The 15131-nt window shown below is 66.2% G+C and carries 12 protein-coding genes and 2 pseudogenes; 6 read left to right on the top strand and 8 right to left on the bottom strand.

Annotated features, from left to right (window positions below; genetic code table 11):
• Positions 1-97 precede the first annotated feature (97 nt).
• A complete protein-coding gene (locus AB0412_RS18830) occupies positions 98-1951 on the top strand; it encodes a serine/threonine protein kinase (protein WP_366403681.1) in 1854 nt (617 codons plus the stop codon).
• Positions 1952-1969: 18 nt separating this feature from the next.
• Here the strand turns inward: AB0412_RS18830 and AB0412_RS18825 are convergent, their stop codons facing one another.
• Positions 1970-2320 (bottom strand): PLD nuclease N-terminal domain-containing protein, encoded by a 351-nt coding sequence (locus AB0412_RS18825; protein ID WP_366403680.1) that lies wholly within the window; start codon positions 2318-2320, stop codon positions 1970-1972.
• Between the two features lie 100 nt (positions 2321-2420).
• Here AB0412_RS18825 and AB0412_RS18820 point away from each other — a divergent pair, with 100 nt between their 5' ends.
• Positions 2421-3872, top strand: coding sequence for a menaquinone biosynthesis decarboxylase (locus tag AB0412_RS18820; protein ID WP_366403679.1), 1452 nt, complete (start codon positions 2421-2423; stop codon positions 3870-3872).
• Positions 3869-4774: a menaquinone biosynthesis prenyltransferase MqnP gene (gene mqnP / locus AB0412_RS18815; RefSeq protein ID WP_366403678.1), complete on the top strand. Its 906-nt coding sequence runs from the start codon at positions 3869-3871 to the stop codon at positions 4772-4774. The genes AB0412_RS18820 and mqnP overlap by 4 nt, the downstream gene beginning before the upstream one ends.
• Here the strand turns inward: mqnP and AB0412_RS18810 are convergent.
• The 6 genes and pseudogenes from AB0412_RS18810 to AB0412_RS18785 all read right to left on the bottom strand — a co-directional run.
• A pseudogene (locus AB0412_RS18810) lies at positions 4772-5277 on the bottom strand (transposase); the annotation flags it as partial. The gene mqnP and the pseudogene AB0412_RS18810 overlap by 3 nt on opposite strands.
• Positions 5278-5395: 118 nt before the next feature.
• Positions 5396-5674 carry a hypothetical protein gene (locus AB0412_RS18805; RefSeq protein WP_366403677.1) on the bottom strand — a complete coding sequence of 93 codons (279 nt, stop codon included), beginning with the start codon at positions 5672-5674 and terminating at the stop codon, positions 5396-5398.
• A gap of 566 nt (positions 5675-6240) precedes the next feature.
• Complete coding sequence (locus AB0412_RS18800) at positions 6241-10530, bottom strand: RHS repeat-associated core domain-containing protein (RefSeq protein WP_366403761.1); 4290 nt, start codon at positions 10528-10530, stop codon at positions 6241-6243.
• Between the two features lie 108 nt (positions 10531-10638).
• Positions 10639-11412: pseudogene (locus AB0412_RS18795) on the bottom strand (DUF6531 domain-containing protein); the annotation flags it as partial.
• Between the two features lie 508 nt (positions 11413-11920).
• Positions 11921-12442, bottom strand: coding sequence for an RHS repeat-associated core domain-containing protein (locus AB0412_RS18790; protein WP_366403676.1), 522 nt, complete (start codon positions 12440-12442; stop codon positions 11921-11923).
• A 336-nt stretch (positions 12443-12778) separates the two neighbouring features.
• Positions 12779-13054, bottom strand: coding sequence for a winged helix-turn-helix domain-containing protein (locus tag AB0412_RS18785; RefSeq protein WP_366403760.1), 276 nt, complete (start codon positions 13052-13054; stop codon positions 12779-12781).
• 330 nt (positions 13055-13384) lie between these two features.
• On the opposite strand from AB0412_RS18785, the gene AB0412_RS18780 reads away from it, so the two are divergent.
• From AB0412_RS18780 to AB0412_RS18770, 3 genes are all read left to right on the top strand, one after another.
• Positions 13385-13534, top strand: coding sequence for a hypothetical protein (locus AB0412_RS18780; RefSeq protein ID WP_366403675.1), 150 nt, complete (start codon positions 13385-13387; stop codon positions 13532-13534).
• Positions 13531-13806, top strand: coding sequence for a hypothetical protein (locus AB0412_RS18775; RefSeq protein ID WP_366403674.1), 276 nt, complete (start codon positions 13531-13533; stop codon positions 13804-13806). Before AB0412_RS18780 ends, AB0412_RS18775 begins: the two co-directional genes overlap by 4 nt.
• An 82-nt stretch (positions 13807-13888) precedes the next feature.
• Complete coding sequence (locus tag AB0412_RS18770; RefSeq protein ID WP_366403673.1) at positions 13889-14461, top strand: Uma2 family endonuclease; 573 nt, start codon at positions 13889-13891, stop codon at positions 14459-14461.
• Between the two features lie 15 nt (positions 14462-14476).
• Here the strand turns inward: AB0412_RS18770 and AB0412_RS18765 are convergent, their stop codons facing one another.
• On the bottom strand, positions 14477-15022 hold the full coding sequence (locus AB0412_RS18765; protein ID WP_366403759.1) for a rhomboid family intramembrane serine protease: 546 nt from the start codon (positions 15020-15022) through the stop codon (positions 14477-14479).
• Positions 15023-15131: the final 109 nt, after the last annotated feature.

The following is a 15131-nucleotide window of genomic DNA, read 5'->3' as shown; positions in this document are numbered from 1 at the left end:
CCCGCGTCCGGACCCGTGTCCGTCCGTGCGGGCTGGGGGGAACGCATGGGCGCGGGTCCGGACGGACGGGGCGGCCGTGACCGGGAACGGGGAGTGAGTGAACGGGGACGTCAGGTTCGATCTCGCCGGCAGCGGGGCCGAGCCTCTGGAGGACGAGGATCCGCGGCGGATCGGGCCGATCCCGCTGGTCGGGCGGCTCGGATCCGGCGGCATGGGCCGGGTGTATCTCGGCGTGCACGAGGGGCGTTACGCCGCCGTCAAGCAGGTGCTGCCCTCCGCGGGCGGCGAGGACAAGGACTTCCTGCGGCGCTTCGGGCACGAGCTGGACAATCTCGCGCGGCTGCCCGAGGGCGCGAGCGCCCCGCTGCTCGCCGGCGACCGTGACGCCCGTCCGCCCTGGTTCGCCACCGCGTACGTTCCCGGCATCACCCTGCGCGAGGCCGTCGAACTGCACGGTCCGCTGCCCGCCGACGCGCTGTGGTTACTGCTGCGCGAGGCCGCGGCCGGTCTTGCGGCGGTGCACGAGCTGGACATGGTGCACCGCGACCTCAAGCCGTCCAACGTGATGCTGACCCTCGGCGGGCTCACCCTCATCGACTTCGGTGTCGCCCGCGCCGCCGAGCAGAGCCAGGTCACCCGCACCGGCATGGTCGTCGGCACCCCGGCGTTCATGTCGCCCGAACAGGCCTCCGGCGTACGGGCGTCGAGCGGTGCCGTGGACGTGTTCGCACTGGGCTCGGTGCTCGCGTACGCCGCCTGCGGGCGACCCCCCTTCGGGGAGGACTCCGGGCACGCCGTGCTCTACCGCATCGTGCACGAGCAGCCCGACCTCGAACCATTGCGCGCACTGGACGCCCAGCTCGCCGACGTCGTCGCCTCCTGCCTCGACAAGGACTACGAGGGCCGCCCGACCGCCGCCGAACTCGTCGAACTCGCCGAGCAGCACGGCCCGTTCACCCCTCCGCTCTGGCCCGCCGACATCACCGCGCCGCTCGCCGAGCGCGCCGCCTTCGCGGAGCGGACCCCGGAGCCCGGTCAGCTCCCGGCCCCAGCGCCCGACCCCGACCCCGAACCCGTGCCCGCGCCCCCGTCCGCCCCCGCCCCGGCACCTGCGCCGCGCAAGAAGTGGAACCGGCGGCCCAAGGTCGTGCTGGCCGTCGTTCCCGTCGTCGTCGTGGCGGCCACCACCACACTGGCGGTCCGCCTGCTGCCGTATGTGACCTCCCCGCAGGACGAGGCGCAGGGGACGCCCCCCGCGGCCACCGCGTCCACCGGGTCCTCACCCGGCACGAACCCGTCCGGCTCCCCGGCCCAGGAATCGTCCGCGTCCCCGGGAGGGGAGAAGGGCAAAGGAGGCGCGGACGGCCGAGACGGTGACGACGGCAAGGACAGGCAGAGCGGAACGGACGGCAAGGGCATGGGCGCGGCCTCCGGTGCCGGCTCGGGCGGCGACAGCGGCTCCGGTGACGGGTCCGGCGGTGGCGGTGGTGAAGGAGCAGGAGACTCCGGAGGTCCCACCACATCCGGCGGTTCCAGCGGCGCCGGTGGCGGCGACGGTACCGGCGGCTCGGGCAGCACCGCCCCGGACACCCCCGCCCCCGGCACCGCCCAGTACCGCAACGGCGACACCGGCGAGTGCCTCACCGCCCTCTACGGCGCCGCCCAGCACGGAGCCTGCTCGGGCGCCGCCGCCTCCTGGACCGTACGCAGCGCTGCGGACGGCACCTTCCAGCTCGTCAACAAGAACAGCGGCCAGTGCCTGTACGCCAACATGCTCGGGCAGGCCGTCTTCGTCGGCAGCTGCACCTACGCCTCGAGCCACTGGCGCGCGGCATCCGGCGGCGCGCTCAAGAGCGCCTCCAACGGCGGCTGCCTCGACCTCGGTATGAACAGCGGCGTGATCACGTCCACCTGCGCGGGCGAGGCCTCCCAGCGCTGGACCCGGTCCTGAGGTGCGGCCCGCTACGGGTCAGCCCCCGTCGCGCCCGCCGTCCCCCGGCTTGTCGTCCTTGTCCTTGCCCGCGTCCTTGTCCTCGTCGAGGGACTTCAGGAACTCGGGGTTGTCGTCCGGCGCCACCCACTGCGCCCGGCCGCCGCCGCGGCTCCACGCCGAGCCGATGCTGCCGCCCGCGCCCGCGGGATGCCGCTTCTTGCCCGCGATGATCCACGAGATCGAGCCGACCAGCGGGAACAGCAGCACGAGGATCGCCCACAGCGGCTTGGGCATGTGGCGGATGTCCTCGTCCTTCGTGCTGATGCAGTCGATGAACGCGTAGATGCTCAGCGCCAGTGGCACGAGGAACATCAGCACCCGAAGCATGGGGCCTCTCCAGCAGAAGCGGTGGCGGTACAGGGGCGAGCAGTCAGGTCCGGCAGGGTCGGTACAGGGCCAGGGTAGCCGCTCGGGGATACTTGACCGCATGGCTTACGACGATCTTCGCTCCCTGCTCAGGGCGCTGGAGCGCGAGGGAGACCTCAAGCGCATCAAGGCCGAGGTCGACCCGTATCTGGAGGTCGGTGAGATCGTCGACCGGGTGCAGAAGGCCGGCGGCCCGGCGCTGCTCTTCGAGAACGTGCGCGGCTCCCGCATGCCGCTCGCGATGAACGTCTACGGCACCGACCGCCGCCTGCTGAAGGCGCTCGGCCTGAAGTCGTACGGCGAGATCAGCGAGAAGATCGGCGGACTGCTCAGGCCCGAACTGCCGCACGGCTTCGTCGGCGTCCGCGAGGCCTTCGGCAAGCTCGGCGCGATGACGCACGTACCGCCGAAGAAGGTGAAGGACGCGCCGGTGCACGAGGTCGTCCTGCGCGGCGACGACGTGGACCTCGACCAGCTCCCCGCCCTGTTCACCTGGCCCAAGGACGGCGGCTCCTTCTTCAACCTGGGGCTCACCCACACCAAGGACCCGGAGACGGGCATCCGCAACCTCGGCCTGTACCGCCTGCAGCGGCACGACAAGCGCACCATCGGCATGCACTGGCAGATCCACAAGGACAGCCGCAACCACTACCAGGTCGCGGCACGCAGGGGAGAGCGGCTGCCGGTCGCCATCGCCTTCGGCTGCCCGCCCGCCGTGACCTACGCCTCCACCGCCCCGCTGCCCGGCGACATCGACGAGTACCTGTTCGCCGGGTTCGTGCAGGGCAAGCGGATCGAGATGGTCGACTGCAAGACGGTCCCGCTCCAGGTGCCCGCACAGGCGGAGGTCGTCCTCGAGGGCTGGCTGGAGCCCGGCGAGATGCTGCCCGAGGGACCCTTCGGCGACCACACCGGCTTCTACACCCCGCAGGAGCCCTTCCCCGCGCTGAAGATCGACTGTGTGACGATGCGGAAGCGTCCGCTGCTCCAGTCGATCGTCGTCGGCCGTCCGCCGACGGAGGACGGCCCGCTGGGACGGGCGACGGAGCGCTTCTTCCTGCCCCTGCTGAAGATCATCGTCCCGGACATCGTGGACTACCACCTCCCCGAGGCCGGCGGTTTCCACAACTGCGCGATCGTCTCGATCGACAAGAAGTACCCCAAGCACGCGCAGAAGGTCATGCACGCCATCTGGGGCGCCCACATGATGTCGCTGACCAAGCTGATCGTGGTCGTCGACTCCGACTGCGACGTCCACGACCTGCACGAGGTCGCCTGGCGGGCGCTCGGCAACACGGACTACGCCCGTGACCTCACCGTCGTCGAAGGCCCCGTCGACCATCTCGACCACGCCTCGTACCAGCAGTTCTGGGGCGGCAAGGCCGGCATCGACGCGACGAGGAAGTGGCCCGAGGAGGGGTACACGCGCGACGGCGGCTGGCCCGACATGGTCGAGTCCGACCCGGAGACCGCCGCGAAGGTGGACCGCCGCTGGAAGGAGTACGGACTGTGACGTCGGCCTCCGCCGCGCTGCCGCAGCAGCCGGGCCGCACCAAGGCGTTCCTGCGCCTGGTGATGATCGAGCACTCGGTCTTCGCCCTGCCCTTCGCCTACATCGCCGCCCTCACCGCGATGTACGAGTGGGACAAGAACATCCACTGGGGCCGGCTGCTGCTGGTCACGCTGGCCATGGTGGGCCTGCGCACCTTCGCCATGGCCGCCAACCGGATCATCGACCGCGAGATCGACGCCCGTAACCCGCGCACCGCCCACCGCGAACTGGTCACCGGCGCGATGACCGTGCGGCACGCGTGGACCGGCGCGCTCATCGCGCTGGTGGTCTTCCTCGGCGCGGCGGCCCTGCTCAACCCGCTGTGCCTGGCCCTCGCGCCCGTCGCCGTGATCCCGATGGTGGTGTATCCCTACGGCAAGCGGTTCACCGACTTCCCGCAGGCCATCCTGGGGCTCGCCCAGGCCATGGGGCCGATCGGCGGCTGGCTGGCGATCACCGGCGCCTGGTCCTGGGAGGCCGTGGTCCTCGGACTCGCCGTCGGCATCTGGATCGGCGGCTTCGACCTGATCTACGCCTGCCAGGACGTCGACACCGACCGCGAGATCGGCGTGCGCTCGGTCCCGGCCCGCTTCGGCATCCCGGCCGCGATCTGGGGTGCCCGCGCCTGCCACGCCGTGACGACGGCCCTCTTCGTCTGGTACGCCGTCCTCACCGGCGCCGGGGCGTTCTTCTGGCTGGGCCTGCTGATCGTGGCCGCCGCGTTCGTCTACGAGCACACCATCGTCCGCCCGACCGATCTGTCCCGCCTGAACCGGGCGTTCTTCTCCGTCAACGGCTTCATCGGCATCGCCCTGTTCGTGTGCGCCCTGCTGGACCTGCTGGTGCGCGGGCTCACGGTGTAGCCGGGCGTCGAAGGCGATCGGGATGGCGTTCAGGGATGCCTTCCAGCGCATGATCCACAACTTGCGGCCCTTGCCGGTGGGGTCCAGGCCCATCAGCGCCATGTAGAGGCACTGCAAGCCGCGGCTTGGTTTCGGGAAGTGTCCGGCGCCCGGACGGCCTGGCGGATGGGGGCGTTGGCGGACTAGATCGCGTTCGTCGAGCAGATGACCTTGCGGATCTCGACGTCGAAGGAGAGGAAGGGCACGAACTCGGCCCAGGCGTTCTCCCGGAGCCGGATGACCGCCGGGCACTTCCTGCCCGAGGCTTCGTGGGACCCGCGTAACCGCTCGGCCGCGGCTGCCTCGTTCGGGGCCGTGTAGACGGGCTTGAGCGCCTTGGCGATCTTGTCTCAGTCCTGGCGGGCCGTGTGCCGGAAGCTGTTCCTCAGCAGGTGAACGGCACTGGTCCGGACCATTGGTCAAGGCCAGAGCGTCTCCACAGCCTCGGGCAGCGTATTCATTCCGCGCGATCCGGAGCCACCTCCGCCGACGCGGGATCCGCGCTGTCATATCCTGACCAACCGGCGCCTGGACGTGGTCTTCGACCGGACCCGCCAGATCAACCGCCTGCGGGCCCGCCTTTTATCGAGACGGCCCCCTCTTCATGGCCACTACTGCGATAGCAGCATTGAAATCCTCGGTAACGGCGCAGGTAATCTGCCAGCCGTACGGGTCGAAGAGATGGAAGACAAGAATTCTTTCGCGGGGGTTGCACTCGGACATTGCTTGAGCGAATCGGTTCGCATCGATATGCCGCTGCGCGGGTTCGTTGGCCTTTTCGGCGTAGTGCCGCGCCAGCGTTTGAGGTGTCGCGAGCCAGACGGGGAACTCAGTGGCCGACGAGCTTGCGATCGTTTCCATAGCGGCCAGGGCTGCTTGCCATCCCGCCCTCATAAGGGTTTCGCAGAGTACGGCAGCGCGCCCTGAAGGGATACTGCCGATTGCACTTGCATTAGCTGGACTGGTTTCGGGAGTTGTAGCAGTCCCTCGTACCACAGTGGAGGCCAGCGGTCGTTGCAGGTCCTCCGTAGCAGTTACGAGAGCTCGCCCCGCTTTCATCTGAACAGAAAAGAAGCGAACGAAACCCTGTGGTGCGGCACGCAGGATCTCGGCGAAGCGGGTCAAATCTAGTGTTCTGTCCGCCAAGCCGGGATCTTGACGAAGGCGGAGCTCGTAAATTCCGGCAAGAGATGCTGCTTTTGCCCGTGCTAGCTCAGCGGACTGTGAGGGAAATTCTTGCAAGTGGTCGAGTACGAGCTGAGCTGACCGCCATCGCGCTTCAGCGAGTTCTGCGCACAGAGCCGCTATGCGGTCGGCGGGAATCGTGTTGAGCTCATTAGCGGAGGGCATCATTCACCTTCTGTTCGTGAAGAGGGGCGAAGGTGGCCGCCGGAGCTTATTCGGCGGCCACCTTCGAGATCAGGAGTTCATGGCGCGGGCACGAAGTATACCTTCGCCCCTTGCACTATACCTTCCACGAGGTTCTCGTTGCCCTCCCATAGCTCATCACTGATCATGAACGACGGGTACACCGGTTGCCCTAGAGGGAGCTTCGCCTGAAGAATTACTCCAGGCAAATCGCTTCGCCCTTCAGCAGCACCGCGCGCGTACTGCAGGGCTGTCTGCTTTGACGTCGTCCAGGACGTGTAGGGGCTATCGGTATTACCGTCGTGGTGAGCCCTCATGCTGGCGGAGCCGCCACGCGGAATTGCAATGCCTCGCGTAGCGTTGTCGAAAGCTGGACTCTCTACGGACACTCCTCGGTAGAGGTAGTTGAAGCCGGGCTCCTCCGGAATGGAGGCCAGGGAGAAGGTACCCCCGCCGCGGAACGCAGGGTCATCTGCGTGTGCGGCTCCCGGACCGTACTTCTGTGGTGAAGCCCGGAAGGACTTGCCCTTCAGCCAGCTGAATGCCGGGCCGACGAGGCTGCTGCTCCCGCCGCCGACCGCGCCGAGCAACAGGTCTCCCGCGGTGGTAGGGCGGCAGAATGCTGTGTTGACGGTGTACGCGTAGCCAGCACCCACGGCGGCGTTGACCGCTGTGGAGGTGGCCAGGGCGCGGCCTCCGGTGAGGCCGAGAGAGCGGGCGGCGACGTTGCCCGCGCCTGGCATCAGAACCCCACCGATGCCACCGGTGATGGCCCCCTTCCCGACTGCCTTACCAAAGCCGCCCCAGCTGAAGCCGCCATTGCGGTGCTGCCAGCCGTAGGTGCCTCCTTCGATGGCGCCGCCGATGACGGCTCCGATGCCGGCGCTGATGCACATGGGGCAGCGACCGGAGGGGTCGGACTGGTTGAGGGGGTCGTTGTTGGCGTAGACGTATGGGGACTGGTTGGGGCTGTCGTTGGCAGGGTGTTCGGGGTCGGGTGTGGTGAAGCGCCTATTGCTGGGGTCGTAGCTGCGTTCACGCAGGTACAGGCGGCCGGACAGCACGGGGTCCTTGTACTGGCCGGTGTAGCCGAAGATGCTGGTCTGGCCATCGGTAATGCTGGCCTTCCCGGTGGGGACCCCCCAGGCGCTGTAGGAGTAGGTGTAGTTTTCCTTGCCGGCTGCGTCGTAGACCGCGCTGATCGAGTTTTGCCGGTCGTGGCGCATGAAGAAGGTGCCGGAGCTGCGGTTCTGGGATTCGGCGATGCCTTCAGGGTTGTACTGGTAGTCGGCGATCAGGGCGCCCGTGCTGTCGGTGTCGGTAGCAATCTGCGCCAGAGGGTTAACTACGTCCCAGCGGGAGGTGCGGGACAGGGCGCCGTTCTTGTTGGTGATAGTGCGGTTGCCGTCAGCGTCATTGACGAAGGTGTAGGTGTCGGTGCCGATGGTGGAGGACTTCACTCGTCCCAGCGGGTCGTAGGCGTAGGTGCCGGCCGCGTCTTTGGTGCGGTTGCCGTCGGCGTCGAAGGTGAAGTCGACGGTGGTGGTGCCCTCGACGCGCTTGGTGAGCTGGTCGGCTGCGTCGTAGGTGTTGGTGCGGGTGCTGCTGGCGGTGGATGAGGTAGTGAGGTTGCCGACCTTGTCGTAGGCATACGTGCTGCCGCTGTTGCCGCTCAGGCAGGAGATGGTGGCGGCAGTGTCAGTGCATGCGCGGGTCATCCGCCCCGCGGCGTCGTAGGCGTAGCGGTCGGCGAGGGCGGTGGTGGTGGCGTCCTTGAAGTAGTCCTTGATGACGCGGCCCGCGGCGTCGCGCTCGAAGTGCCGGGCGCCGGTGCCCTGGGAGACCGAGGCCAGTCGGCCGGCTCGGTCGTAAGTACGGGCTTCGGTGACGGCGGTGGTGGTGGGCAGTTTGACGGAGGTGAGGTTGCCTGCTGCGTCCCAGGTGTAGTTGCTTGTCTTTCCGCCGGCGGTCTGGCTGAGCATGTGGCCGTCACTGTCGTAGGCGTAGGTGATGGCCCGACCGTCGGGGTAGGTGCGGCTCTTGATCGAGCCGTTGTCGTTGTAGGTGTAGGTGAACGGGTTGGTCGCGCCCGGAGAGGTGATGGTCAGCGGGCGTCCCTCATGGTCGTAGGTGACGGTGCGGGTGCCGGTCCCGTCCTTGATCGTCTTGGGCTGACCGGCTGCGTCATAGGTGTAGTTGACGGTGGGGGAGCCGTCGGAGAAGGTGGCGGCGGTCAGCAGATTGCGGGCGTCGTAGGTGTTGGTGACCTTCTGTCCGCGGGCGTTGGTAATGGTGGTCCGGTTGCCGTCGGCGTCGTACGCGTAGGAGGTAGCGCGGCCCAGCGGGTCGGTGATCTTGGTCAGGCGGCCTGCGCCGTCGTAGCCGTAGGTGGTGGTGTGGCCGTTGGCATCCTTCCGGGAAGTCAGGTTGCCCAGCGCGTCGTAACTGAGGTTGGTGATGCCGCCGTCCGGGGCAGTGACCTTGATCAGACGCCCCAGCACGTCGTGCTCGTAGGCAGTCTTCTTTCCCAGTGCATCAGTCCGTTCGACAAGGCGGCCGTCACCGTCGTAGGCGTTGGTGAAGGTTATTTTCCCGTAGGGATCAGTCTGGGTTAGGACGTTGCCGGCCGCATCGTAGGCCCTGCTCCACGTGTACTGCGCGGGATCGGCGCCGGAGATGTTGCCGCGTGGCTCCACCGTCGTGGTCAGGCGCCCGTTGTCGTCGTAGGCGTATGTGGTCTTGTTGCCCAGCGGTGAGATCTCGGAGGAGAGGTTGCCAGCGTCGTCGTAGCTGTAGGTGACCGTCTTGCCGCCACGGTCGACGGTCGTTAGCAGCTGGTTGTTGGCGTCATAGGTGTGGGAGGTGGACTTGCCCAGGGCGTCAGTCGTCTTGGTGACGTTTCCCTCGCGGTCGTACCCGGTCTTGCGGACCATCCCGAGCCCGTCCGTGATGGCGATCGGGCGGTACTCCGCGTCGTAGTCCGTCTTCGTGGTGTTGCCCGCTGGGTCGGTCACAGTGATCTGGTTGCCGACCTTGTCGTAGCCGTACTTCCAGGTGTACTTGGCGGCATCTGCGCCCGTGACGTTGCCCCTGGGGGGCGTCATTGTGAGGAGGCGGCTGGCCTTGTCATAGGTGTAGGTCGTCTTCGCGCCCGATGCGTCGGTGCGCGAGGCCACGTTGCCCATGACGTCGTACGTCATCTTCGACACGTGGCCTGCGGCGTCCTTCACTTCGGTCAGCTGGTTCGCAGCGTCGTAGGCGAATCTGGTGACCTTGCCTGCGGCGTCCGTAACCGAGATCAGATTCCCCGCGGCGTCGTACTCATTACGGGCCGTGTTCCCGTTCGTGTCCTTTGTCGAGGTGAGACGGCCAGCGTCGTCATATGTGAAGTTGGTCGTGAAACCCGCCGGGTCAGCGCCTGGCGCATTGCCCCGCGGGTCAGTCGAACTGGCCACACGGCCCGCAGCGTCAAAGCCCCAGGTCCAGCGGGTCCCGTCGGCAAACATCTGTGATGTCCGGTTGCCGACCGCGTCATACCCGTACGTTGTGAGTTTCCCACGCGGATCTGTGACCGTCTCAAGCTGCCCTCGATCGGTGTACGTGAATGTGACTTTCTTGCCGAGAGCATTTGTGGCCGTACTGAGCTGACTCTTGGCGTCGTAGGAGTAGGAGGACCTCTTGGTGTTCCCGTTGGTGAAGAGGGATACGTTTCCGGACGCGTCGTAGGTCCACGATCGGCTCGACAGTGCAGTCCTTATCTTCTCTAGGCGTCCCGCGCCGTCGACCTCTCGGTTTACCTTGTTCCCCAGAGCGTCGGTCACCTCTACAGGGTCCAGCCTATAGGTATATCCGTAAGTGGTTTTGTTTCCGAACGGGTCGTACTGGGCGAGGAGAACGTTCTGCTCATAGACGTCCGTCCAGACGCCGCCATTTGGGGAGGTGACATCCGTCTCTCCGCCCCTGTAAGCGAATTGTGTCTTATTGCCGAGTGCGTCTGCCTGCTCCTTGACCCTTCCCATATCGTCGTACACGTTCGTCACTGCGGCGTTTCCCCGCTGGTCAATGACTTCGGTGATCCGCCCGCCAGCGTTGTACTTGTAGCTGACTCGGTTGCCGTCTGGATGGGTGACCTGTGAGAGCCTGCCGTCGGTGTACCCGTAGGAGACTCTTCTGCCGTCCGACAGAGCGATACTCGCCACCTTGGAGTCGGTATAGGTCAACTCGGCTTTCTGGCCCGATGGCGATGTCAGGGACGATACGAAGCCCGCGGCGTTGCGGTCGTAGAGGACGACGCGCCCTTGCTTGTCCGCACTTTTGGCCAGACGTCCTTCCTGATCGAAGTAGGTCACCCTCCCCTGAGGTGTCTTTAGCTGATACCCGTCGGCCGTGGCAGTCAGTTCGGAATGTGCGACGGCCGGAGCCTCATAGCGGTCTCCATTCTTCACATATGGGTATTGGGAGCCGTCCTCGGCATAAAAAACAACGTCACCGTTGCTCTTTTTCTCGAGTCTTGCATCCCATGGCGCCGTCCAGCCCTCTCCGAAGACTCCAGTTGCATTGTCCGCAGCCAGTGAGCTGGGCGTTCTCTTGTTTGATGCGTAACTTCGAGTGATATCAATCGGGACTGCGCCAGATAATGTGGCATCCGAGTATGTTTGACTGAAAGCTCCAGTGGCGGTATTTACGCCGTTTCCTCGGAATTCCTGACAGTGGGCCGCGACGGCCGAGTTACTGTCACATATAGAGCCATACGTTTGATTCTCAGGGATGCCTGAGAGTCCCCAGCCGCGGCCAGCCCATATGTTCCACGAGTAAAGAGGCCAGTTCCCATCGGTAAACCTATCTAGGATTGATACATGAAATTCAGTAGGCCTCGAGCCGCCCGATTTTGCACCGTCGATACATACTTGGCCGTCGTATTTATAGGTGAAGGAGACCGTGGCCCCAGGGAACTTTTCAGGTTCAAAGGGGCTTCCTTCCCAGCCCCATCGCTCTGAATGAATCCATGACGGGGCCGTTACAGTGATTGGATCACCGAGCCACGTTCCCTCCTGGCTACCGTGGCATAGAACTTCAGGCCTGACTACAATGGATTGGGGTCCTTTTTCCTCGAGTTCCGCTTTTTCAGATCCCTCCCAGTTGTAGTAAACCTCTGCGGTGTATGTAAATACATCTCCCGGCTTCGGTATGTACCCACCGGAAACTTCATACTGTCCGCGTTGGTACCGCATGTGTGCTATCTGATTTCCTGAAGCATCAACCAGCTTGCTGGAATCTACTTCGATGCGGTATGGGACCACCGCGGCCGCAGTTGGCGTCTTCGGACTCGATCTTCTCTTGCGAAATTCCTCTTCGTCGGCTTTTACTTTTGTGGTTCTCAAATCGCGGGCAACCTGTGCTCTGCGTTCTTTGAGGTTCATGCCTACCTGGGGCGTGGCCGGCTTCGGGCCCTTGTCGCCCTGACCTGCAGCGCTTGCCTCTGATTTGGGAGCCTTCGTGGAGAGCGCGTTAGCCGCTCCAGTCAGCAACAGGCTCCACGATATGAGGAGACAGACGAGCACCCTTGCCATCCTCGACACACCTGCCATCACCGTTTTCTCCCACTTCCCGTGGATTTGGCGGGCGGGGGACATGACGTACGGCGTTGTGCGTGAAACATTCCCCCGCAGTGGTCGTGCAGTCCGGCCGGAAAGGTGGGGTGGCCTGAGGTCCCCGTCCCTGTCCCCGACTGGAAGGCGATCACTGTAGGCACGGCATAAACAGCTGCCGCAAGGGCCCCTTCTCCAGTACAGCGATAGTTGGCTGGAAGTGGGCTCTAACCGGAACGCCTTGTTTCTCGTGCGATAGCTGTGTGGTCCGTGTGAACGCTGTGAAGCGGAAGCTGATGCAAGACTCACGCAGAGGCGGGATAGCCACTGCCGCAGGTACTTTCCCCGAGTCCGCCATCACCGTTGCCGTGGTTTCCGCTGCCCATGCGGACATGCCGCCGCCGCTGGCGCGGCTGGTGTAGGCAGTCACAACCTTGATGACCGCCTTGACGAGCTTGATCAGCGAGACCCAGAACTTGCCGTCCGGGTCAGTGAAGGTGACAGGGTTGTTGTTGCTGTAGGCGTAGCCGTTGATTTGCTGCGGATCCGTAAGGTCGCCCACGGGGTCGACGCTGATGAACCGGCCGGTGGCCGCGTCATAGTCGCGGGCACCGAGGTGAGCGAACCCCGTGGGGACCTCGGTGCCGCTGACAAACCCCTCTCGCCCTGCCAAGCGGCGGGCTTAGGCATGTCACCCCACACCGGACCAGAAGTTCCTTGGCGAGGTGTCCTGGAGTGTGGATGCGCTGCTGGCCGAGGTGCCAGCGTACGTGGTACAGGAGCTGGGGATCAGGACGCGGCGCTGGACGACACGCAGGTGATCAAGAGTGGGCAGGTCCGTGGGGGTCGCCCACCACCACTGTGGGACGGCTGGCTACGGCCTGCGCCTGCCGGAGTCCTGGACGAGCGATCGTGAGCGGTGCCGGGCGGCCGGAGCCCCCTACGAAGTCGCCTTTACCGCGTGGCTGCGGCTGGCCATGCCGCCCGGACAGATGTCGGCCAGTATGTGTCAGCCCGTGTCCTCAGATTCTGCTCGGGCGTTCTTCAGCGCAGCGGCCGCGTTGGGGGAGACGAAGGAGCCCAGACCGGGTTCGGTGTAGATGAGACCTTCCTTCTTCAGGTTCTGGTTCACCTTCTGTGCTGTCGCCGATGCGACACCGAACTCGGCGATGATCTGGATGACCGAGGGGACGCGCGTACGCGGCGCGTAGGTGCCGTCTTCGATGCGGCTGCGGATGACGGCGGCCACCTGCCGCCAGCGGGGGATGTCGGGCTCGAACTCCATCACCCGCCCATGGTGCGGTGTGCTAAGACGTCTGTGCGAGCCGCTAAATGCCTAGCATGCCTAGCACGGTCCTGCTAGCGTGACGTAAGAAACCCCGGCGGCGATGGCACTCGCCCCGGGGCACGGCACCAGCTGCATAGGAGCTGACGCATGTCCGACCCTATCCCTCCTCTCCTCTCGTGCGCCGCCCTCTTACTCGCCTCAATCGCTCTACTGCTCAGCCTGGGCCGTACGGCGCTGCGCGCACCGAAACCCGCTCGGCTTGCAACGCCCCCGTTCCACGCCCGGCCAGTCTCTCCCCGTCTCCGCCCGCACCACCCTGCCCGTCACGTGGAGCGTCTCGCCGGAGAGGCGAACCGTTCCGTACGTCCCTACGTCGTCGCCGCCGAACGAGCGGCCCGGCGGCGGGAGCTGGAGTTGGCGGTGCTCGGACTGGACGGGCCCGGCCCGTACGTGATCCACGGAATCGAGGTCGCATGACCAGCGACGGGTCGCACGAGCCTCGGCCGCTTCCCTGGCCCGCTGTCGACGGGCGAGCGGCGTATGTGATCGCCGATCCGGACCGGCCCGGTCCCGTGTCGCGCCGGGCCGACGCGGCCGAGCGGGTTCAGCTGGACATGGCGCAGACCCTGCTGGGACACGCCCGTGAGCTGGTGGGCGAGGCGGGACCCGAGGAGCTGCGTCATCTCGTGACGGAACTGGCCCGCTCGCTGAGCGACACGCTGCGGATCGCCTGGCGAGTGCGGCGCTGAGGATGAAGACGGGGGAGCCACGACCGCACGCTTCCGACGGTGTGCGGCCTACCATCGAGGGCAGGACCCCAGGGAGGCCAGTATGACCGTCTCGGGCATCGACCGCCTGCGCTCGCAGCTCAGCAAGCTGGAGGACCTGTTCCCCGGCTATGTGACGGAGATTGTCGAGGGCAGCATCGTGATGAACCCGGTCAGGCCGTTCCACGGGAGGTCGATCGCGCGTCTGTGGGAGGACGTGGAGCGGCAGTTGCCTCAGGGTTGGGCTCTCGTCACGGATGTGGCCTTTCCGTTCGACGACGACAACGAGTTCTGCCCTGACCTGGCGGTCATTCCCGCCGCGGCGGAAGCCGAGAATCGTAGCGAGTACGAGCCGGACCTGATCGAGTTCGTCGCTGAGGTCGTCTCGCCCAGCAGCATCCGCCGCGACTACGAGGTGAAGCCCCGCTGGTACGCCTCCCGCGGCATCGCCAACTACCTGATCGTCGACCCGCTTCAGGGCCATGTGGTCACCCTGTGGAATCCCGGCCCGGACGGATACCGGGGGCGGGACACCTTCGCCTACGGGCCGGAGCTGATCGTCGACTCGCCGCTCGGCAAGCTGACCATCGACACGAGCCGCCTTCCCGTGGACCCGAAGACCTCTGACCGGTCCTGAAGCGCCGGGCGTCTGTCAGAGCACCGGTGTGGGCGGGCGGGCCGGCCGGCGGCGGAAGCAGAACGCCGCCGCCACGCCCGATATCAGCCCGACCAGATGGCCCTGCCAGCTCACCCCGGTCTGGGTGGGCGCGATGCCCGCGAGGATGGAGCCGCCCCAGACGGCGGCGATCAGGACGGCGACCAGCACGCCGACGGGCCGGCGCTCGACGAAGCCGCTGACCAGCAGGAAGCCGAACAGGCCGAAGACCAGTCCGGAGGCGCCCGCCGTGTTGCTGTGCTCCGGGGACAGCAGCCACACACCCAGTCCGTCCGCCACGACGATCAGCGCGCACACCGCGGCGAACCGGCGCAGACCGCCCAGCGCCGCGAGGAAGCCGAGGACCAGCAAGGGCACGCTGTTCGCGGCGACATGGGCGAAGCCGAAGTGCACGAAAGCGGCCGGGACGACGTCCGTCAGCTCCCCGGGGTCCCGCGGGACGATCCCGAAGTCGTCGAGCGCGTGGCCGGTGGCCACGTCCACCACTTCCAGCAGCCACAGCAGCGCGACCCAGCCCAGCATCAGCTCGGCCGCGACCCGCGCGCGGTGGCCGCGCGACCACTCCACTTCCGTACCGGACACGGCAGCCCCCGCAATCACTCGTCCCCTCCGGGGAACGCACGGGCACCCT

This window comes from Streptomyces sp. NPDC052012, from assembly GCF_040689265.1.
Taxonomy (GTDB): Bacteria; Actinomycetota; Actinomycetes; order Streptomycetales; family Streptomycetaceae; genus Streptomyces.
The sequence above is the reverse complement of the archived record's forward strand: the minus strand, read 5'-3'. Positions and strand labels throughout refer to the sequence as shown.